At 46.3% G+C, this 20103-nt stretch carries 20 protein-coding genes and 1 pseudogene; 8 read left to right on the top strand and 13 right to left on the bottom strand.

Features of this window, described 5'->3' with window-relative positions; genetic code table 11:
- The first annotated feature begins 6 nt into the window (after positions 1-6).
- From GF111_RS07255 to GF111_RS07230, 6 genes are read left to right on the top strand one after another with little or no spacing between them, the layout of a single operon-like run.
- Positions 7-732, top strand: coding sequence for an ABC transporter ATP-binding protein (locus GF111_RS07255; protein WP_055312582.1), 726 nt, complete (start codon positions 7-9; stop codon positions 730-732).
- A gap of 10 nt (positions 733-742) precedes the next feature.
- On the top strand, positions 743-1651 hold the full coding sequence (locus GF111_RS07250) for an HlyD family secretion protein (RefSeq protein ID WP_055312581.1): 909 nt from the start codon (positions 743-745) through the stop codon (positions 1649-1651).
- A gap of 31 nt (positions 1652-1682) precedes the next feature.
- Positions 1683-2384 carry an MtnX-like HAD-IB family phosphatase gene (locus tag GF111_RS07245; protein ID WP_047728600.1) on the top strand — a complete coding sequence of 234 codons (702 nt, stop codon included), beginning with the start codon at positions 1683-1685 and terminating at the stop codon, positions 2382-2384.
- On the top strand, positions 2381-3271 hold the full coding sequence (locus GF111_RS07240; RefSeq protein WP_065768495.1) for a carboxylesterase: 891 nt from the start codon (positions 2381-2383) through the stop codon (positions 3269-3271). Before GF111_RS07245 ends, GF111_RS07240 begins: the two co-directional genes overlap by 4 nt.
- The gene (locus tag GF111_RS07235; RefSeq protein ID WP_038875109.1) at positions 3268-3627 is read left to right on the top strand and encodes an EamA family transporter; all 360 of its coding nucleotides are present in this window, start codon (positions 3268-3270) and stop codon (positions 3625-3627) included. Before GF111_RS07240 ends, GF111_RS07235 begins: the two co-directional genes overlap by 4 nt.
- Before the next feature lie 2 nt (positions 3628-3629).
- On the top strand, positions 3630-4055 hold the full coding sequence (locus GF111_RS07230; RefSeq protein ID WP_047728598.1) for an EamA family transporter: 426 nt from the start codon (positions 3630-3632) through the stop codon (positions 4053-4055).
- A 140-nt stretch (positions 4056-4195) separates the two neighbouring features.
- On the opposite strand, the gene GF111_RS07225 is transcribed toward GF111_RS07230, so the two are convergent.
- The 5 genes from GF111_RS07225 to GF111_RS07205 form a co-directional block, all read right to left on the bottom strand.
- Entirely contained in the window at positions 4196-5086 is an 891-nt protein-coding gene (locus GF111_RS07225) for a hypothetical protein (protein ID WP_050572059.1), read from the bottom strand.
- Position 5087: 1 nt separating this feature from the next.
- Positions 5088-6152, bottom strand: a complete 1065-nt coding sequence (locus GF111_RS07220; RefSeq protein ID WP_147191512.1) for a peptidogalycan biosysnthesis protein — start codon at positions 6150-6152, stop codon at positions 5088-5090.
- A complete protein-coding gene (locus tag GF111_RS07215; RefSeq protein WP_038875116.1) occupies positions 6152-7528 on the bottom strand; it encodes an aspartate aminotransferase family protein in 1377 nt (458 codons plus the stop codon). Before GF111_RS07215 ends, GF111_RS07220 begins: the two co-directional genes overlap by 1 nt.
- A gap of 308 nt (positions 7529-7836) precedes the next feature.
- Positions 7837-8988, bottom strand: coding sequence for an ATP-binding protein (locus tag GF111_RS07210; protein ID WP_224217824.1), 1152 nt, complete (start codon positions 8986-8988; stop codon positions 7837-7839).
- Positions 8897-9592 (bottom strand): response regulator, encoded by a 696-nt coding sequence (locus tag GF111_RS07205; protein ID WP_071605337.1) that lies wholly within the window; start codon positions 9590-9592, stop codon positions 8897-8899. Before GF111_RS07205 ends, GF111_RS07210 begins: the two co-directional genes overlap by 92 nt.
- 611 nt (positions 9593-10203) lie before the next feature.
- On the opposite strand from GF111_RS07205, the gene GF111_RS07200 reads away from it, so the two are divergent.
- Entirely contained in the window at positions 10204-11901 is a 1698-nt protein-coding gene (locus tag GF111_RS07200; protein ID WP_047728592.1) for an LTA synthase family protein, read from the top strand.
- A gap of 528 nt (positions 11902-12429) precedes the next feature.
- On the opposite strand, the pseudogene GF111_RS07195 reads toward GF111_RS07200, so the two are convergent.
- From GF111_RS07195 to GF111_RS07160, 8 genes and pseudogenes are all read right to left on the bottom strand, one after another.
- Positions 12430-12930: pseudogene (locus GF111_RS07195) on the bottom strand (transposase); the annotation flags it as partial.
- 38 nt (positions 12931-12968) lie between these two features.
- The gene (locus GF111_RS26740; RefSeq protein ID WP_186766936.1) at positions 12969-13139 is read right to left on the bottom strand and encodes a winged helix-turn-helix domain-containing protein; all 171 of its coding nucleotides are present in this window, start codon (positions 13137-13139) and stop codon (positions 12969-12971) included.
- 12 nt (positions 13140-13151) lie between these two features.
- On the bottom strand, positions 13152-13457 hold the full coding sequence (locus GF111_RS26735; RefSeq protein WP_354632483.1) for a hypothetical protein: 306 nt from the start codon (positions 13455-13457) through the stop codon (positions 13152-13154).
- Positions 13458-13861: 404 nt separating this feature from the next.
- A complete protein-coding gene (locus GF111_RS07180; RefSeq protein ID WP_050572060.1) occupies positions 13862-14935 on the bottom strand; it encodes a GTP pyrophosphokinase family protein in 1074 nt (357 codons plus the stop codon).
- A gap of 73 nt (positions 14936-15008) precedes the next feature.
- Positions 15009-15218 (bottom strand): hypothetical protein, encoded by a 210-nt coding sequence (locus tag GF111_RS07175; RefSeq protein WP_134267094.1) that lies wholly within the window; start codon positions 15216-15218, stop codon positions 15009-15011.
- 254 nt (positions 15219-15472) lie between these two features.
- Entirely contained in the window at positions 15473-16348 is an 876-nt protein-coding gene (locus GF111_RS07170; protein WP_038875124.1) for an alpha/beta fold hydrolase, read from the bottom strand.
- On the bottom strand, positions 16345-17871 hold the full coding sequence (locus GF111_RS07165; protein WP_038875127.1) for an NAD(P)/FAD-dependent oxidoreductase: 1527 nt from the start codon (positions 17869-17871) through the stop codon (positions 16345-16347). The genes GF111_RS07170 and GF111_RS07165 overlap by 4 nt, the downstream gene beginning before the upstream one ends.
- Before the next feature lie 312 nt (positions 17872-18183).
- Positions 18184-18777: a TetR/AcrR family transcriptional regulator gene (locus GF111_RS07160; RefSeq protein ID WP_038877387.1), complete on the bottom strand. Its 594-nt coding sequence runs from the start codon at positions 18775-18777 to the stop codon at positions 18184-18186.
- A gap of 337 nt (positions 18778-19114) precedes the next feature.
- Between GF111_RS07160 and GF111_RS07155 the strand changes: the two genes are divergently transcribed.
- The gene (locus GF111_RS07155; protein ID WP_038877390.1) at positions 19115-20002 is read left to right on the top strand and encodes a phytanoyl-CoA dioxygenase family protein; all 888 of its coding nucleotides are present in this window, start codon (positions 19115-19117) and stop codon (positions 20000-20002) included.
- Positions 20003-20103 lie beyond the last annotated feature (101 nt).

Here is a 20103-nt window from a genome sequence, read left to right as displayed (position 1 = left end):
AGAAACATGGTTAATTTTTACAGCCACTCATCACAGCCTGTTTTGCAGGCTCAGGACATCAGTAAATCGTTCCTGACCGGAAGTTTGACCGTACCGGTGTTAAGGCACCTTTCATTAACGGTAAACCCTGGGGAGTTAACTCTCATTTCCGGTCCTTCTGGGTGTGGAAAAAGCACGCTCTTGTCTTTGCTCTCTGGTCTGCAACAACCAGATAGTGGTAAGGCTATTGCGCTAGGAATCGATCTCAGCACATTTAGCAGGGCAGCAATGGAAAGGTTTCGCCTTGAACATACTGGTTTTATATTTCAAGGATTTAATCTATTCCCCTCTTTAACAGCGATCGAGCAAGTGCAACTCCCTATGGGGTACCTAGGGGTAAGCAAGCGAACAAGTGAAGAGCGTGCTATGGCGGCACTTGAGGACGTTGGGCTAAGCCACCGGGCGCACATGTATCCGGCACAGCTTTCCGGTGGGGAGAAGCAACGGGTAGCAATTGCGCGCGCAGTAGCAAAAGCACCGAAGCTGTTATTTGCAGATGAGCCAACCAGCGCATTAGATGCGGAAAGCGGGCAGCGAGTGATCAACATTCTACACCGGATTGCCCGAACATATGGCGTTACGACGCTGTGTGTAAGTCACGATCCGCGTTTGATGAGTCATGCAGATCGCCTTTTGCATATGGAAGATGGCGCTATTCAGCAAGATGCACAGACATCGAATCATAAGAATTGAGGCAAGAACGATGAATTTGAAAGAATTAAAGTGGGGGGGGATATCTGTCATCGTTAGCTTATGGATGCTGTCTGGTTGTGATGATAAACCGGTAAAACCTGTTGCGACTGCCCCAACCCAAGCGGTAGTGCCAGTGGCGATTGCTCGCGGAAAAGTCGATGTGGATGGGGGGATCGTAACCTTATCATTTCCATCAGAAGGTGTGGTCGACAAAGTCTTGGTCACTGAAGGTCAGGCAGTTCAGAAAGGGCAAATACTGATGCAACAGGATCATCGCCTATATTACGCAGATAAACGTGTAGCAGAAAGTGAAATCGCTGTGGCAGTTGCGCAGTTACAAGGGATAGGTGAACAACTACCGGGGCTAAAACAAAAAGCGACTCGCTTGAAGATGGCTGCCCAAGCTGGAGCTGCTCAAATGCAGCTCAGCGATGAGGCTTATGAGGCTGTGCAACAGGCAAAAACAGCCGTTACTGTTGCTCAGGCTCAAGCAAATCTGGCTGAAAGACGCTTAGCTAAACTAGTTGAACATGGCGCGCAACTTGACCTGCGAGCTCCTTTTGCTGGTTCTATTGTGAAATTAAATGCTCAGGAAGGCGCGTTTATTTCGAGCGGCCAGCCCGTCATACTCTTTTTGCCTAACAAACCGTTCATCATCCGAGCCGAGCTGAATGAAAGCTATCTAGCAGGCGTAAAAGTGGGTATGAAAGCCAAAGTGCAAATTGATAATGACAGTGAAAGAAAGGATTTGCCCACAGCCCACGTTATTCGCATTAGTTCCACTTTCGTGCTGAGCCAATTGCAAGAAAACGCCCAGCAGAGTCCTCGGCGCGTCGTAGAATGCATTCTGGCATTTGATAGTGAGCCATCCACTTTGGTCGGGCAAAATGTAGTTGTGAGTTTTTATGACAATCCGTAATGTATTTTAATAAAATTTAGAGAAGAGTTTCATGAATATAGTGATTCCCCCCAGTCAGCAATTGGACTGGGTTGTACAGTGTGATTTTGATGGCACTATCAGCTTAAATGATGTCGCCGATACTTTGTTAGAGCGTTTTGGTTTGCCGGGTTGGGAGCACCTCGAACAAGAGTGGGAAAACGGCATTATTGGTTCCAGCGACTGTATGCGTGGTCAGGTTGCGCTTTTGGACATGACTCGAGAGCAGCTTGATTCGCATCTGGATACCATTGAAATTGATCCCCAATTTCCAGCGTTTGTCGCTGCAGCCAGTCGTTTGGGATGGGCAGTTCATATCGTCAGTGATGGTTTGGACTATGCAATTAGCTCAATCCTGGCCCGCCATGGCTTAGGGCATTTGACCGTTTTTGCCAATCATTTAGTGCAAGAGGGGGAGCGAAAATGGCGGCTGGAAACGCCTTGGTTCCGTGGCAGTTGCTTAAAAGGGAGTGCAAATTGTAAATGTCACTTGCTGAATCTACAGAAGCAGCGCAGGCAACAGGTACTATACGTGGGTGACGGCAGTTCTGATTTTTGTGTCTCAGGCAAAGCGGATATAGTGATGGCTAAGTCACGTTTGCTCGCTTATTGCCAGCAGCACGATATCCCTCATTTAAGAATGAACAACTTTAAAGATGCTACCAATTTGCTGTATTCATTCGTAGCACGGAACTTGAGGGATAAAGCTGTATGAGCATGAATGACTACTGGCTCGAAGGGCGAGGGGAGCGAGCTGAAACCGGAGTTCTATTGATTCATGGGCTGACAGGAACGCCTAATGAGATGCGCATTCTGGCCCGAGGGTTGAACAACGCGGGCTTCACCGTCTACGCTGTTCAGCTTGCCGGACATTGCGGTACTCTAAACGATCTGTTGGAGTCGACTTGGCAAGAATGGTTGGCCAGCGTGCGTGCCGGGGCTGACAAACTCATGGTAAAGGTAAAGAAACTGATCGTGGGTGGCCTTTCGATGGGAGCGGTGTTGGCATTGGCATTGGCAACTGAGAGGCCGCAGCAGATCGCTGGGGTTATGGCACTTTCCAGTACGTTTCGCCATGATGGTTGGAGCATGCCAAAATATACCCGCCTGGCATTTATTCTACCGTATCTTCGGATGCTCGGTATTGGCCGTCAAAAAATGTTTTACGAGAAGCCACCTTACGGTATTAAAGATAAGGCACTTCGCAAGCGTATGGTCTCGCAGATGCATGCGGGTAATAGTGCTGAGGCGGGATTGCCCGGCAATCCATTCTGGTCTGTAGTGGAAATGCAGAAACTGTCCTCCTACGTGTTGAAGCGTCTTGCGCGTGTGCAAGCGCCCAGTTTAGTGCTGCATTCTAGTCACGATGATATTGCTTCAGTAAAAAATGCGATGGATATTGTCAAAGGCGTCCGCCATGCACCAGTGCAATTGGTACTGCTTGAAGACAGTTATCACATGATTACCATCGATCGTGAACGGCGTAAAGTGAATGAACTCTGTATTAATTTTGCTATAGAACGATCTTTAGCAGACGAGAATGTTGCGGAACTAATATCTACCCCTGGAACGCTAAGTGAACCTTCTGGAGGGTGTTTATGAGTATGACTGTTTTAATCTTGTGGGGCCTCAATGCTATCCTTGATAGTGTTGGGCAGTTAGCGTTTAAAGCAGCTGCAGTGGATTCGCTTAAAGATAAAAGTCGTTCGAGTTGGATACGAATGAGTCTTAGGCCTTATGTTTGGTGTGGGATAATCTGCTATGTCGCCGAATTCTTGCTGTGGATCGCCTTTCTGTCGCTGGTTCCGCTGTCTGAAGGGGTTCTGCTCGGCTCGATTAATATTGTAGCCGTTATGGTGCTTGGCAGGATTATCTTCCGTGAGACTATGTCTCCAATGCGAGTGCTCGGTATTGCTTGTGTGTCTCTCGGTGTCGCCGTTGTTGGATTACAGGGTTAATTATGAAACGTTTCTATTTCATTGGCTTTATGGTCTTAATGGTTTTTGATACTATAACACAAATCAGTATCAAGTACGCTGGCGACCAAGCATTGCCATTTGAATTATCAACTAATTGGTTGGGGCGACTCTTTGGTCAACCCTGGATTTATGGTGCAGTAGTTGGGTATATTGGTGCTTTCTTTACTTGGATCACGTTGCTTAAACGTGCGCCGATAGGACCAGCCTTTGCTGCTTCACACTTGGAAATCATTTCTGTGTTGGTGCTTTCTTCCCTTCTGTTTAACGAAAATATTGGTTGGGCTAAAATAGTCGGTTGTGGTCTTATCTTGCTGGGAATTCTTTTACTCGCGATCAGTGAAACCTCTGAGTCGGAAAAAAAGAAAGACAAGAACAACGGTTATACAACCAAGGCGGAAGGAATGTAGCCCATTTATTGGGTAAGCAAGCGACGTCTTGTTAAACACATCTGCTTTATGAGCATTCGTCCATGTTACTGATAAAGGAGGAAAACGGTTGTTTCCTCCTTTGTGGCTATCAGTGAGCCAGCATGTATATGAGTTTATCATTACACTTTTCGGCTGAATGCAAGGGCTTCAAGCAATTGCAGGTTCAGCGTAGCATGCTCATTATGGAGCTCATTTAGCGTTTCACCAAATATCAGCTGCTGACCATCGGCGGCGCTAAGCCAGCGCTTCCAAGCCGTTTGGTACTGCCATTCAGAGACTTCCCCCGTAATGTCGCTACCCACCAAACTACCGCTGAGTGCTTTAATGATGCGTAACGCTTCGGGGATCGTCATCTGCCCTTGATCCCAATTAGTACGAACGACGGATGGGGAAAACACGTCTTTATCAATACTAAGGTAAGTCGGCTCAGGTTGTTGTGCCAGCATCGAACAGAAAGCCTCACATAGCGTCTCGCTGCTGTTAAAATGCTGGAATGCCTTGCCAATTCCGATGTTCTTTCCCCAGCCTACATTTACTCCTGTACTCCAATAAGTCACCCTACCACGAAAAAGCGGCGCCAGATAATTTTCCCAGGCGTGTTTTACGCTAATATCCTGAGAGGTGACCCCCACCACGTGAATATGGCTGATCTGTGGGAGTAAGGCAGCATGGCGTACCCAAGACCCACAGTGAATACCCCAGGGAAATCGCATATTATCTGGATGATTATCTAATACGATAAGGCGCATAGATCCAGTTTTGTTTTTAAGGCAGTGTTGTACCAAGGGGAGGGTCAAGTGATGAAAGTCTCCGCTGCCTATTAACACAGTGCCATATTGCTCTGTGGGGGGAAGCGTCTTTTCTGTCTCAGCCCAAAACTGGCGAAAATGCTTAATGCTACACCCAAAGCGGACTTGCTCACGCCAGTGAGTTGCTGGGCGTAAGCGGTTTTCATTGGGCAAGCGCCGGATAGAATCATCTAAATCAAGTACGAGGGTCGGCAGTTTCATTTCATGTCCTCTCATCCAACTTAGAGCGGTCACCTTCAAATGAATTAGAAAACCTGCGTATCAAGGTGCGCAAAAGCGGACTGCGAATATAAACCGCATGACGGGTAAAGGTAAATTTAGCTCCCAAGCTAGCTTTAACCTCGGGATCTGTCCAACCAGCGATATAGTGCTTCAAGCCATGCTGCAGCGCGTACTCTAGGTTCACTATCCAACTTAAGAAATAGAGATTCAGTTCTCGAGCATGAGGGTAACGCAAGCCAATATATTTATCGATCAGATTCCCCCTAAACGCGTAACACAAATTCCAGCCAATCAGGAGGTTATCGCTGCGCCGACGATATTCGAAAACAATACCGTTGCTGTTATTATCTCGCAACAGTTGACATATGAAATCGTAAGTCAGGTGATCAAAATGTATTTCACTCTGAGAATATACTTCTTCGTACAGATCATAATATTCACGGGTAACTCGCTCGTCAATTTCATTATAGAACCTTCCTGTTGGAATGACAGTTACGATAACATCATTCCGACTTTTTAGTTTACGACGTAGATTTTTACGTCGGCTATAGGAAAGTTGTGCAAGATAGGATTCAATAGAGTCAAAATCCACTGGTACATAGGCGAGAGCTTGGCCTTCTACGACAATATAACCTTGCTTGACGGCGCTTTTTATTACTGCATCAGCATAGTCATTTTCCATTTCTGATAATAATGGTGAGCTTTGCGGAATATCCTTAATAATAGTGATTTTACATAAAGGGGAAATCTGTTGCTGCAAGAGTTCAATAAAATACTCAGGAAGGAGATCAGCGCTAAACGGTACATATTCGCTGACGGTTGTACCTACAAACGCCGTGTTAATCGATAACCATTTAGCCCATCGTGCATATAATGGTAGACGTTGAATACGGGCTCTTGCCTTGTCTTCCATGGTGGTAAGCAAGTGAAAGCGCATGAAAAAAGCTAAAATTTGTTCATGCCCCAGAAGACGAAAACTGTCTGGGGGCATTTCCCCAAAGGCCTGTAACAGACCTTTGGGTTCAAGTTGGTTCAACCAAGTCATTAAGCGTTCTTAGCTCTGCTGATCAGTTGATCCAACAGGGTTAGAGCTTCATCGATTTCTGCTTTGGTAATCATCAATGATGGGGCAAAGGTAATGACGTTCTTGTAATATCCGCCAACATCCAGGACCAAGCCACGTTTCTGGCCTTGATACTCCAGATTTCCTTCCAAGCCCATATCGACCATTTTATCTAAAAGTTCGCGGTTTGGAGTAAAGCCGTCTTCGGTACAGATCTCTGCACGCAGTGCTAGACCCATTCCATCCACATCGCCGATTTCTTTATGCCGTTTTTGCAGCTCTTGCAGTCCATCAAGGAAGTAAGCGCCGCTGTCACGCACTTGTTTACCGAAATCAACTTCATGCGTCATTTTCATAACTTCCAGACCCAGTGCAGTTCCCAGTGGGTTAGATGCGAAGGTTGAGTGTGTTGAGCCTGGTGGGAAAACGCCTGGGTTAATCAGTTCTTCACGCGCCCACAGACCGGACAATGGATTCAGACCATTAGTCAATGCTTTAGCGAAAACCAGCACATCTGGCTTGATGCCGAAATTTTCTACTGACCAAAGTTTACCTGTCCGCCAGAACCCCATCTGGATTTCATCAACCACTAATAAGATGCCGTGAGTGTCCAGTACTTTTTTTAGGCCTGTGAAGAAGTTTGCAGGTGGGATGACATAACCACCAGTCCCCTGAATAGGTTCAATATAGAATGCTGCATATTCGCACTGATTGGTTTTCGGATCCCAGATGGCGTGATATTCGTTTTCGAACTTGCGGGCGAACTCACTCACGATGTGATCCGCATACTCTTCTGATGTCATGCCTTTAGGACGGCGGAATGGATAAGGGAACGGAACAAACTGTGCTCGATCGCCGAAATGACCGAAACGACGACGATAACGATAGCTGGACGTAATTGAAGAAGCGCCTAATGTGCGTCCATGATAGCCCCCTTCAAAGGCGAACATCAAACTTTTGCCATTGCTTGCATTACGTACTACTTTGAGTGAATCTTCAATCGCCTGCGCGCCACCGACGTTGAAGTGCACGCGACCACTATGGCCCCATTTCTGTTCTGCGTCTTGGGCAATGAATTTGGCCAGCTCTATTTTAGTTGGGTGTAAGTATTGGCTGGCGATTTGCGGCAAGGTATCAATCTGATTTTTAAGCGTTTCTTCCAATCTAGGGTTTTTATAACCAAAGTTAACTGCCGAGTACCACATCTGCAAATCCAGATATGCAGTGTCATTCTCATCAAACATATAACTACCGTTGCAATGCTTGAAGATTTTCGGCGGGTTTACATAGTGAACGGTGTCACCGTGCGAACAGTATTTTTCCTCATCGGCAAGAAGCGCTTGTATATCTAGGGACATGAAAATGATACTCCGAATGGTCCAAAAAACGTTAGTGGCTAACAGTATAGATGGGTTCTGTGGAGTTTATGTGGAGTTAAAGATGTAAGATAATAAATTTGATAAAGAGCACTGACCCTGACACAAAATCCTGCGCCATTCAGAAACCGAATCCCGGCATGATCGACACTCCCTGAGCAGAGGTGGTGCCGATGAAAAAATCACGATTCACCGTAGAGCAGCTTGTCTTTGTCCTGAAGCAGGCAGATCTGAGCCTCGACAAGGCGTTGCTGCAGGACGTGTGGAAAGATAGATGAGGAAGGGCGTTCCTACAATGTCGCATTGACGCAGTTAGGGAGCGAGATTTCAATACAGGTACCACCAAGCTCGCTGTGACGATATGTGGCTTGCCCGCCGTGCGCTAGAGCAATGGCGTTGACTACCGCCAGGCCGAGTCCGCTGCCGTTGATTTCTTTCTTACCGCTAGTGTGGGAACGGAAAAATGCTTCGAAAATGGCAGTACATTCCTCATCTGCGATACCGGGCCCTTCATCTTCCACTGTTATGATAATATCGCTGCGCCTTGCTGAGCAACGCATCCGCAGCAGACCGGGGTCGGCATATTTGCAGGCGTTGCTGAGCAGGGCTATAAAGATTTGGCGGAGGCGTACCTCATCGACATAACACACCACATCCGCGGCTTCGATGACGGGCTTAAGACCACTGGCGGTGAGGTGGCTATTAAACGTTTCTACGCAATTGTGTAACAGTGCTTTCAGATGTACCGTTTCACGGTAAATGTATAATTGACCGCTGTCCGATAGGCTGAGTACGCGTAAATCGTCGATCAAACGGGACAGTCCTTCAGTTTGCCGAATCAGCATGTCGAACTGCCTACTGTCGTTCGCAAATAGGCCGTACCGTAGACCTTGCAGACGGCCCTGAATAACTGTAACCGGGGTACGTAATTCATGGGCGATAGCTGCATTCCATTTTTTCATATCATCAGACATTGCTTCGAGCTTGCCTGCCATAGAGTTAAAATCATTGATAAGCCGGACTATTTCGATGGTATGGCAGTGATGGTGGTTCACTCGTTCGCTAAGCTGGCCTTCAGAGATTTTTCTGGCGCTGTGAGCCACTGACTGTAATGGTTTAATAAGTCTTTTGGCAAAACTCAACGATAGATAACTGGCGAGCACCGAAGAGAGTAGAACGGATAATATCGTCATTAGGCTGTCATGTATCCAGGAAAACGCCGGAGGAGAATGCCAATCGTAGAAAATCATGAAGTAGGTGCTATAGACGGCAGAAATGAGCACTAATGTGGAAATCACCACTTTTAGCGTTAGGAGGAAAAGCTGACTATTGATGCTGCGATGTACCATATCAATCCCCCAGCCGGTAACCAAAACCACGGATGCTTTCAGGAATATTAGATAATCCAGCTTGGCTAAATTTCTTTCTGAGTTTGCTGACATGACTGTCTACTGTGCGCTCATTAGCATCATTCTCCGGCAGGCAGTTCTCTAGTAACTCTTGTCGCGTAAAAACCCGTTTGGGATAACGAATAAGGTGTGTTAATAATCTGAACTCGGTTGATGTTAGCTTATCACCGATGTCTTCGCCGGTGTTTTTTATTGTAACTTGGTGATGTTCAATGTTTATTTCAATGTTTTTTGTGGAATAAACTGAAAGATCTTTGTTGTTACGGTGAAACGAAACCCTGCGCAAAATAATGTTCACTCTGGCAATCACCTCTGCTGGATTAAATGGCTTGACAATATAATCGTCAGCACCATTACGCAGAGCATGGATTTTGTCAACATCCGTATCTAATGCGGTTAGCATCATGACTGGTGTATCGTGCGTCTTGCGAATTTCATTCAGCACCTGCCAGCCGTTCATTAACGGCATTTTGATATCCAGAATCACGAACTGTGGTAGCGTGGCCTGAAACAGTGCGATGGCTTGCCGTCCGTTGTGCGCAGGCACGACCTCGAAACCTTCGTTTCTAAGATAAGCAGTAAGGATCTCGGTAATTTCATATTCATCTTCCGCAAGAAGAATTTTAATGGTTTTCATTCAATCTCCCAAGCATGAATGCTACTTTCCACATGAAACCTCCACACTATCTCCACACAATCTTGTTATAAGAATTTTATACTAAGCTCAAGCATCCAGTCTTCTGAATATTTCGACATGGCCGCTTAGAAAACTTGGATTTTCAGCTCTACGAGCCAAAAGGGGAGTTCATATGCGACTGTCAACAGAACGTATGTGATAATGGCGTTATGACGTAGGTGAGTCAATAGGTCTGATGGGATAATGGTTGCTCAAAAAAAGAGCTAAAATGGTGATGCCGTGCTGGCTACTCTCTCAGAAATGGAGGCCCGGGGAATGAGTGAGTTAGAGATAAAACTTGTTGGGATTGTGCGGGTGAGTTACGGTGTACGGTTCGGGAGCAAGTTAGTCGCGGTGAATTTTAGCAGAGCGATTATATCGCATGGGTTGCTAGATGTTGCCCGTGTGGATACTGTAAACTTGCCAGATAAATCTATACGGTGGATGTTGGTTAGAGTGTCGTCGACTAAATTTGTGCTTCTGGTTATCACTATTTGAGCGTGAAGAACACATTAATTAATACTCTTTAACAACGAATTAATTTCCCTCTCTCATAGGTGAAAAGTAGCATAATGAAGCATCACTCCCACCCATCGATAAGAACGCAGTATATCTCTAGGCCAAAGACTTATTCTTATCTATTTCTGCTAATTATTGCAGCCATAATTATTTTGGTTGGCAATTCTCCTGATGACATTTATCCTCTCGTTACTGCTATTAGTGCATTTGTTTTCGTTGTGGGGATAGGATACTTACTCTCCGCGAAGGTACTGTTTGCCATATCGACCGGTAGTGTGCTAGTTATCGTGCTGCAGTTTATTAATCAGCTTAAAGTGCATTATTATAAAGACAAATTGATGTTCTCCGATCTCTTTATGCTGACCGACCTCTCAAATGTCGGCACGTTGTTTCATTATCCGGAAGCTGGGTTGGCCTTGGTCGGATTGGGAGGGATTGTTGCTATTACGCTCATCGTTGGCTGGCGTGCAGTACCCCGTCGACGTGGGGTTACGCCGAGAGTCGTTGCTCTTTGTATGATGTCCGTTAGCGGTGGGGTGCTGAGCCAATGTGTGCTCTTTTATCAACAAGACTGGGCCGGCACTTTACCGGGCGGAACAGGCGTGGTGTCTAATCTGGTGATGTCGAGCAGCCAGATGAACTATGACTCTCCCTCCTTTCCCGATGACAGTTCTGAGAACTTTACTACCCGCACATCTGTGCTAAATAAAGTATCCCAGGCATCTGATAATATGCACCCAGATATTGTACTGCTGCTGCAGGAGTCCACCACTGATCCTCGATTGTATCAGCTTCCCGATCCGGCATTGCTGCCGCATTTTTCCATGTTTGAACAAGGGACGGCGGTGAAAGCGCATACGCTGATGCGAGTACAAACTTTCGGAGGGGGGACTTGGTTATCGGAGTTTTCAGTCCTCACGGGGTTGCGCAGCGATGATTTTGGTACCAAGAAAAATGCGGTTTTTTACTCGGTTATCGACCATGTGAATGACAGTCTTTTCAAGCAGATGAAAGCTAATGGTTATTATACCGTGGTTCTCACTCCCTTTAATAAGTCAGCTTATAACGCCGGCCACGCCTATACCATGATGGGAGTCGATAAAATTATCCAACCCCAGGAATTAGGTTATCCTGGTAGCTTGCAGGATAACCTGTGGCATATCAGCACCGCCGACATACTGCATTACATCAAAAAAATACTGGATACCCATACTGACAAGCCAGTGTTTGTTTATGCGTTGACCATGTATGAGCATGGGCCTTATGACGCTAGCCACAAAGATAACTATCAACTGAGGCCAGTGGTAACAAACAAAACTTCCGCAGCTAAGTTCAGCCACTATATGGAAAAAATACAAACCTCCGACGCAGCGATGTCAGAATTTTTCCAGTTTATCGATCAGCGTCAAAAGCCCACAATGTTTATGTATTTTGGTGATCATCAGCCGAATATTGATTGGGAGAATGGGTATTCGACATCACTACCAGATGCCGCACATTTGACGCAGTTCAGTTTGCGAGACAATGCCAATATGCAGCCTGTTGCAGACTTGGGGTCGATAACTGATATCGCCTTTTTAGGAGGGATTCTGCTTGAACAAGCCAGACTAAAGGTGTCGCCCTTCTATCAGGCTAATATCGACATGCGACACTTGTGCAAAGGGGCTTTGAACGATTGCGAAGATCAATCACTTTTTAACAGCTATAGGCACTACATTTATAATATTCTTAAGGTGGCTTCTCAGGACTGAGTAATTGAAACAGGTGCAGAGATAATGCAATAATAAATTTATCTTAAAGGGTTTTTTGCGTTATGCTTGCTCCCCGAGCGGTGCAAGCATTTAGCCAACATTCCAAATTTATCCTGTCGGAATGCCCGTCCTTCTCTTATTCGTACTGTACTGTCTTATCTGAGAAGTATTGATATTCAGCTAGCTAAATTTTCCAAGAGACTGGTCGGGCTTAGCGGAGATAAGCCGTGGCGGGATGCTCTCTTTGTAACGATTGCACCAGTTGAAAAATCGACAGTGTTGATGGCGGAATCATATAATTATATGGTAGATTTCATACTATTAGTGTGATGGTAACAGATTTATTTATGTTGTTTCGGTAGGGGGGATATACATATGAATGGCAGAATGGCGTGGTTTTATCGCAAAAATCTAACAAGTAATAATATTTATATAAAGTTGTGATCTTAGCGTTCAAATCAAAAAAGAATAAAATATGACATTACTCTGAATAACAAGTGAGTTGCCGTGATTTTAGGGAAATTTTTGGGCCTGGTCGACGCGGACCCGGTCGATAACCTCCCGGCCATACTTTGCCACCACATGGAACAAGTCATAGACCACTTCCGCCTGCGGGCAGTGATGCCTGACCTCCAGGTCTAACGCCGTATTCATATCCATGGCGACAGACTGGATAGCGGCACAGCCTTCAGCGCCCAGCCAGACGAAGAAGGGGCGGAAGGCCGCTCTGCTGCGGCCTTCGCCCACCCACAACACCTGTTGCGTATCCGCATCCATCACCACGGTGGCATAACGATGTCCTTTGAACAGGGCGAACTCATCCATCACCAGACGGCGGAGGGTATGGCGCTGCGGCTCTGTCCGTTCCCGCAGCAGACGCCGGTAGTCGATATTCTTGACCGTATGCCAGTTCAGTCCGGTGAGTTGTGCAACGTGCTTAATCGGCAGTAAACGGACCAGTGACTCAACCCATACGGATAGCGTCGTGGTATATCTCTGGCGTTCAGGCAACCAGCTGATTTTTTCGGTGGAGGGGCGGGGTTGCTCTGTTTTATTGATTCCAATATCTATATCATGTCGTTCTTACGGTAATTAAAAGCATCGTGCACCCCAGCCGAATTCGGCTTTTTCCGTAAATTATAAATATGAGCGTCAACAACACGTTCACAAGTATCACTCTCTGGCAAGCACTTACTCAACAATGTCTGCTGTGAGTAGAATTTTCTTGGTGAACGCATTAATATTGATAGCTACAAGAATTCTGTTGGCGTAAGGCTTAAAGGGGTTTTAATATCATCGGCGTAATAAATTTGAGCTAAAATTGCATTTTCATCAAGTTGTACTTGGCCGCAAGTAATGAGGACAGATTTTATGTTCGGTGCAGTTGTTCTTCTTAGTACCGCATGTACCCGTGCGACAACCTCTTCCAGATTATATGACCTCGCAATATAGTCATCAATACCGTGCCTTAGTGAAGTGTTCTTATTCTGTATTTCTCCTGTTACTGTCAACATTATTATAGGTACGACACTCTTTCTACGTATACGTGCTAGTATTTCATAGCCATTGATTCCTGACAGTTGGGCATCAAGTAAGATTAAGTCAGATTGCCAGGAAAAAACATCTCTAGTCCTTTAGGACCATCACCTGCTTTGGCCAAGGCGAAGTCGTCTTTTTCTAGATGCTTTTCTAGGGCTTCCGTCGTATGTATACCAGCTTTAATGATTAGCACTCTCTTTTTTCCATATCCTACCCTTTTCCTGCCATTCAAGTCACGGTCATTGATGGCAGGTAGTAGACATTGATGCTGTATAGCATATGGCTATGAATTTCTCTTCATATTGCCTGCAACTATAAAAAATTAAATATTCCTATAACAATTATTTTATGTATATAAATGCGTATAAATAGATGATAATTTTTTCATTCACCTTTGCCAGTAAATAGATGCTACTAGCGATCAGTTTGATTTATCATCAATCTTATTCCCATTGATTAGTTCGTCATATATGCAAGCCAGCAAAAACATAAAGAAGAAATTATTAATGTTTATCGCGCTAGGTTTACGTAGAATCTCCTCATTTATTTTATCCGAGTGGTTAAGTAGGACATCTGATCTGTTTTTGCAAAAATCATAGAGTTGTTGGAAATTGAATATTTCAAAGTCATGAAGGCATGATGCAAAAAATGACAGGTTAGAGTCTAGTGTTCTAATTCCTTCGCGATCAAAATCTGCTAATTTTTCCACTCCTGGGACGTTGAGTTCTTTGTCGGATTTATTGTTCAAAAACTCGTCCCTGATTTTATAGATAATTGAGTTTTTGTCTTTAAAGAATAAAGGAAGCGTTATTTTGTTTAGTGCGACGTTTTCAGGTTTTTCTTTGTTTAACGATAGCGTTGATTCATCGATCAGTTCATTTTCAAAATCTTTGAGAAGAACCAGCTGAGAGTCAGCAGTTTCTAATAAACTGGATAAGCTTGATAGTTGTCTTCTAATTTTATACGGTAGCGCGTCACTATTTTTGTACTGAAGGCCATGTTCCATCTCAGCCCAGGAGTGTTGTAATGATGTCCTGATTTGTATTTCTGCTTTTAATCCAGCGAATTCTTTATATTCTGGTAAATTGGTTCTGTTTTTTTTCATCTGAATTACATAATGAAGAGACATATAGCCAAATTTATCAGGAGACTCACTTTTACGTTTGTCTATAGAGTTTTCAATATCAACGTCAAACTCACTTTCAACTATTCTCGCCACGCCATCAACGTCATCGGAGAATAATGTAATTACTCGGACGCCTACGATATCTGTGATTTCGTTTATATCATTGTATTTAGACTGTTTCTTAATGAGCTTATCCGAAAGGCTTTCTAATGTCTTAACTCTTTTGTTTACATTTATAATCTTTATGCCTTTAATTGCGTGTAATAAAATATCCTCAACCTTTGCTGAAAATTTATGGTAAACCGATTCCATTTTCTTATACTCTAGCAATATACTTTCATTTTTACTGTTGTCACTGACATTTAACATACTAACCTCTTTAATCGTTCAAATTCTCGAATTATACTCGTATAAAGGTACATATGCCACTCTACGTCGTAAGTTATACAATCCACAACGGGATACGTGCATAGGGTGCGAAAGAGATATGGACTACAACGCCATCAACAATTATCTGGCCTTCTTCTTGTAATAAATCGGCTCGCAGGCGCTGGAGGCATTGTCCAGAACCTGAGCCGCTACTGTCAGAACTGGCTTTGATGAAAGGAATATATATAGCATGGTGTAAAGGTACGTTCGCTGCCGTGCTCATAGATGTTCCATGATGCATCCGGACGGGCCTGGTTCAATCACGATTTTGGTGGGGAGTAATGTCTTAAAAATCAAAACTGTGATAGGTGGCTTTGTGGTTTCGTGCAAGCGAAGGTTTTGTCTTTTTTTTGTTTTTTTGTTTTTTTGTTTTTTTGTTTTTTTTGTTTTTTTTGTTTTTGTTTTAAGCCTGCTTTGGGAAGTCCCTGGTGTGGCAATAGAAAAGCATCCTAGTATCTTTTAAAAAGCGAATACGTGTTAGCGCATGTGCCCAGCCAACAGGGATAGCAGCGTGCCCGACAGGCAGGTCGGAAAGTCATGCCCCATACCAGGTAAGAGAACCAGGTTGGAGCCACGAATCGCCGCAGCCGTGGCGAACCCACCATTAGTTGCGACCATCAGATCTTTCTCCCCATGAATAATCAGCGACCTGCAACGAATTCGCCGTATCTCCGCGGTGCGGTCACCGGAATTAATGATGGCGCCAACTTGTCTGGCGGTTCCTACGTTGCTCGCCTCACGGCCACCTCGGTCCCAGGCTTCCAGGGCATAGTCACGCAGCGCTTTCTCGTTCCACTCGAGCGTTGAACCAATAAGCCTCATTATGTCCAGATAATTCCGAACACTTTCCAGCTGATTCCGGGGGGGACGGCGCACGAGATGCAAGATAGTCTTGTATGCTGGCTGGCCTACGCGTAGAGAGCCGGTTGTCGAGAAAATGGAGGTTAGTGTCCTGATGCGCTCAGGATAGCGGGCAGCGAGTGTCTGGGCGATCATTCCCCCCATCGACATACCCATTACATGCGCCATTTCTAGTTTCAAGCCATTCATGAGACCGATCACGTCTTCGGCCATATCAGCCAGGTTATAACCGGAAGTCCGTTTACGGAACAACTGCTGCAAGATCGTGGGAGGCGCCACGTCAGTAAAGAACGATTTGCCCGAATCGCGGTTGTCTAATGTTATGACGCGAAAACCTCGCTCAACCAGCCCGGCAATCAGCGTTTGTGGCCAATAGGTCAACTGTAGTCCTAAACCGACGATAAGAAGAACCGCAGGAGCGTCTTCTGAGCCGTGGCTACGATAGCAGAGCTTGCGTTGCATCGCTAACTCACAGAAGTGGTCGGTGCTCATGGGTGGCTACCTTGCTGCTGCAGTTCGATGTCGGCATGTAAGGGGGAATGGCTTACTGTCATGAACGAGAGATGCTTATCATCCACTTTTCCACGGCGCAATAACTTGATATCGCGAAAATAATCCATCGACATCACCCAAGGTTCGCGTGGTCCCTGTCGTGGCATGCTGTCCAGTACGCGCTGCACGTAGCCGGCTCCGAAGTCCAACAAGGGGCGAGTCTTGATACCATCCGGTGCTTTAGGCTCGCAAACGTTATAATCTTTGCGTTCCATGAAACCCAGCAAGCGGCAAAAATGGTCGCACAGCAGGCAAACTTTCAAGGTCCAGGATGAATTGGTGTAACCCACCGCAAACGCAAAATTGGGTACGCCGGAGAGCATCATGCCTTTGTAGGCGATGGTTTCACTCAGCACGACCGGTTTGCCGTCCTTGTATAGGGTGATGCCGCCAAACAGTTGTACGTTAAGCCCCGTGGCAGTAATGATAATGTCAGCCTTAAGCATCTTGCCCGATTTGAGCAATACACCGTGTTCGGTGAACCGTTCGACATGATCGGTCACGACGTCGGCTTTCCCTGCGCTGATAGTTTTGAACAAATCGCCTTCGGGAACTGAACAAAGACGTTGATCCCATGGGTTGTAGGGCGGATTAAAATGCACATCGACCGGGTAGTCTTTCGGCAATTCCTTACGGGTCAACCAAAGAAGCAGTTTTCGCGAGAGCTTAGGGAAGCGTTGGCAAAATCCCCAGAAAGCCAAAGTAATCTTGGCATTTTTATAGCGTGTCAGTGAGTAAGCTGTTTGTTCCGGTAGAATCTTGCGTAGAAAAGCTGCAACGGAATCATTCGCAGGCTGATTGATGATGTAGGAGGGAGTGCGCTGTAGCATGGTTACACTGGCAGCTTTGTCCGCCATGGCGGGAATCAAGGTCACCGCCGTTGCACCACTGCCAATGACGACGACTCGCTTGCCGGTGTAATCCAACTGTTCTGGCCAGTGTTGTGGGTGAATGATTTGCCCTTTGAAATGCTCACTGCCTTCAAAACGAGGACTGAACCCCTGATCGTAACGATAGTAACCGCCTGCACTGAACAACCAGCGGCATTCGATCACACGGATCTTAGCCGTATAACCGTCCTCGACTTGTACAGCCCATAAACCTTTGTCCGTTTGCCAGTTCGCGGAGATCACCTGCTGCTTATAATGAATGAAGGGAGCTAGCGCATATTCATCAATGGTTTCGTGCAGATACTCGAGAATGTCCGACGCATCGGCCAGAGATTTGGCTTTCGTCCAGGGTTTAAAGTCAAAACCAAAGGTATACAGATCCGAGTCCGAACGAATACCCGGATAACGGAACAGATCCCAGGTACCGCCCATTTGTTCACGGGATTCGAGAATCGCAATGACTTTGTGCGGCTGATCGCGTCGCAGATAGGCTGCCGCACCTATGCCAGACACGCCAGCTCCCATGATCAATACGTCAAGTGGCTCAAGAGGAAGATCAGTATGAGAGGGCATGTCGAGCTCCTGATAGAGTGCTGTAGAAAATGATTTTTTGACTTGATCAAGTGAACATGTTAGTGCTGACAATTGGGGGGAGCAAGGTGCAAAATGCACCGCTTCGCTGCCATTTTAGGGGGATTTGCACTACAACCGATATTGGTCTGATTGAAGCACTGCCTTCAACCGAGTGTTGGATGATGGAGAGAAGAACAGATCGGTATCTTGATGGGGAGAGCGTGCAGAGCGTTGCAGTGAAGTATGCTCGTCGAAGGTTTGAATAGAAAGGGGGAGGCGCGAATAGTCATGCGGCAGCGCAGTACGGTTGATTCAAGGAGCGTTCTGGTAGCTGGCTATCAGCAGCTTGACGGCTCGGCAAGCTGTTTCGGTCTCTTTTTCCAGACGTTCAAGGTTGCCATGGGCTGACCAACTCAGCAACAAGCCGTCGAACAGATTGATCAGTAGATTGCTAATGGCGGTTAACGTGGCCGGTTTTAGTTCTGTAGCAGTAATACTCACGATCGCTTGCTTGGTCGCTTCGATAGAGGCGGTGTAAATTTTGTTTGCTACGTCCGGGTTGTTACGAAGATTCCAGAAGAACAATTCGAATTGCGTAGTTGCCAAGTCAGGGTTGGTAGTGAACCACCTGACCAGACTGCGTAGTATCTCTCCCACTGCTTCCGCTGTTGTCGAATTTTCCGGCATGTTCTGCAACGACTTCTGAGGCATGTTAATAAGAGACTCGTATACTGCACAGAACAATTCGTCCTTCGTGTGAAAGACATAGTGCAAGGAGGCTAACGGAGAACCTGCTGCCTCCGCAATACGCCGCGTAGTGGCATTAGCCACGCCATGTTCCGTAATCACCTTGATGGTGGCTTCAATAAAGTCCTGTCTCCGCTCTCTAGCACTTATCCGAGCCATTAAATGTTCTCCTTTTTTGATGTTGTCGCCAGCGAAGCTCTGGCTCCGTGGATAAGGAATACTATCGCAGGGTCAAGCCCCAATCCATAAATCGATGAAACCCCTTTGCTGACAGGCATGCTGCGTGCCTTTGTAAACCTGCGAGAAAAAACAGGCGAAAATTATCAGATCACTCAACTTGATCAATTGACCATGTTCGACAATGCTGAATTCTCCAGCTGGTCATCGCCGAATGGGGGTGATAGGGCGGGGACAAAAGGCGTCCTGGGCCGGCCATGTATGCGCTGGGTCTGGTTGCACAGGTTGCTAACTGAATAACCATAAAGGTAGACAGCATATGAATACACGAAAACTCTCGACGCTCAGTAGTGATGCATCGATCGATCAGGTGGTAGAAGTCATCAAGCGCGACGGCGGGGTCATAATTTCCGACTTTGTCTCACCAACAGTGCTGAAGTCTCTTGCCAACGAGCTGGACACTTACCTGAATGCCACACCTTTTGGCGTGGATCCCTACTTCGCGGGTACTCAGACTCGCCGTATCGCCCGCATAATCGGGCGAAGTGATACCGCCGTGGAGGTGGCACTCAATCCGCTGTTCATCGGTGCCGCCAGAAAGATCCTACAAACACCCACCCACGTTTGGGTCGGCAATGACCGTGCAGAGATCGAGCCTGATATTCAACTCAGCATTACTCAGGCTATTCAGATCGCCCCGGGCCAAGGCCGCCAGCCTCTGCATCGTGACGATGCCACGTCGCTCTGGCGCCATCCACAGTATGGCCGTGAAGCAAGGCTGCAAATGATGTTGGCCATTTCAGAATTCACCGAAGAGAATGGGGCAACGCGTGTCATTCCAGGGAGCCATCTATGGGATGACGAGCGTATGCCTACTCAAGAAGAAACTGTCGCTGCAGAAATGAAAGCAGGTTCCGCGCTGTTATGGATGGGCTCTGTGTATCATTGTGGTGGCTCCAATAATTCCACGTCTCCTCGCACTGGACTGACGATGGCCTACGATTTGGCGTTTCTGCGTCTTGAAGAAAATCACTTCCTTTCCATTCCCGTTGAACGCGTTCGTCAACTTCCTGCTGAAATGCAGCGTCTACTGGGCTGGAGTGCCAGTTCGACACTGCAGGGGTGGGTGGAAATCGATGGCCAAATGCGCGATCCCCAGGAACTTCTGACCATGTCGAACTTCTCCGAACCTGGAAAAGGGTTCTGACATAGACAACCCCATGGGGTAACCCATGGGGAGAGCAATGGCTTCCAACTAAAGTAAAGGCCCGGTCACCACGATAGCGGTAGCGTGGCCGTGAGTGCTGG

This window comes from Serratia sp. HRI (assembly GCF_010119335.3).
Lineage (GTDB): Bacteria > Pseudomonadota > Gammaproteobacteria > Enterobacterales > Enterobacteriaceae > Serratia > Serratia nevei.
The sequence above is the reverse complement of the archived record's forward strand: the minus strand, read 5'-3'. Positions and strand labels throughout refer to the sequence as shown.

What these genes read in the sequence shown, in the direction of transcription:
- GF111_RS07255 (WP_055312582.1), top strand. Translation starts at nt 7, where the DNA reads ATGGTTAATTTTTACAGCCACTCATCACAGCCTGTTTTGCAGGCTCAG.
- GF111_RS07250 (WP_055312581.1), top strand. Translation starts at nt 743, where the DNA reads ATGAATTTGAAAGAATTAAAGTGGGGGGGGATATCTGTCATCGTTAGC.
- GF111_RS07245 (WP_047728600.1), top strand. Translation starts at nt 1,683, where the DNA reads ATGAATATAGTGATTCCCCCCAGTCAGCAATTGGACTGGGTTGTACAG.
- GF111_RS07240 (WP_065768495.1), top strand. Translation starts at nt 2,381, where the DNA reads ATGAGCATGAATGACTACTGGCTCGAAGGGCGAGGGGAGCGAGCTGAA.
- GF111_RS07235 (WP_038875109.1), top strand. Translation starts at nt 3,268, where the DNA reads ATGAGTATGACTGTTTTAATCTTGTGGGGCCTCAATGCTATCCTTGAT.
- GF111_RS07230 (WP_047728598.1), top strand. Translation starts at nt 3,630, where the DNA reads ATGAAACGTTTCTATTTCATTGGCTTTATGGTCTTAATGGTTTTTGAT.
- GF111_RS07225 (WP_050572059.1), bottom strand. Translation starts at nt 5,086, where the DNA reads ATGAAACTGCCGACCCTCGTACTTGATTTAGATGATTCTATCCGGCGC.
- GF111_RS07220 (WP_147191512.1), bottom strand. Translation starts at nt 6,152, where the DNA reads ATGACTTGGTTGAACCAACTTGAACCCAAAGGTCTGTTACAGGCCTTT.
- GF111_RS07215 (WP_038875116.1), bottom strand. Translation starts at nt 7,528, where the DNA reads ATGTCCCTAGATATACAAGCGCTTCTTGCCGATGAGGAAAAATACTGT.
- GF111_RS07210 (WP_224217824.1), bottom strand. Translation starts at nt 8,988, where the DNA reads ATGTCAGCAAACTCAGAAAGAAATTTAGCCAAGCTGGATTATCTAATA.
- GF111_RS07205 (WP_071605337.1), bottom strand. Translation starts at nt 9,592, where the DNA reads ATGAAAACCATTAAAATTCTTCTTGCGGAAGATGAATATGAAATTACC.
- GF111_RS07200 (WP_047728592.1), top strand. Translation starts at nt 10,204, where the DNA reads ATGAAGCATCACTCCCACCCATCGATAAGAACGCAGTATATCTCTAGG.
- GF111_RS26740 (WP_186766936.1), bottom strand. Translation starts at nt 13,139, where the DNA reads ATGCGTTCACCAAGAAAATTCTACTCACAGCAGACATTGTTGAGTAAG.
- GF111_RS07180 (WP_050572060.1), bottom strand. Translation starts at nt 14,935, where the DNA reads ATGTTAAATGTCAGTGACAACAGTAAAAATGAAAGTATATTGCTAGAG.
- GF111_RS07175 (WP_134267094.1), bottom strand. Translation starts at nt 15,218, where the DNA reads ATGAGCACGGCAGCGAACGTACCTTTACACCATGCTATATATATTCCT.
- GF111_RS07170 (WP_038875124.1), bottom strand. Translation starts at nt 16,348, where the DNA reads ATGAGCACCGACCACTTCTGTGAGTTAGCGATGCAACGCAAGCTCTGC.
- GF111_RS07165 (WP_038875127.1), bottom strand. Translation starts at nt 17,871, where the DNA reads ATGCCCTCTCATACTGATCTTCCTCTTGAGCCACTTGACGTATTGATC.
- GF111_RS07160 (WP_038877387.1), bottom strand. Translation starts at nt 18,777, where the DNA reads ATGGCTCGGATAAGTGCTAGAGAGCGGAGACAGGACTTTATTGAAGCC.
- GF111_RS07155 (WP_038877390.1), top strand. Translation starts at nt 19,115, where the DNA reads ATGAATACACGAAAACTCTCGACGCTCAGTAGTGATGCATCGATCGAT.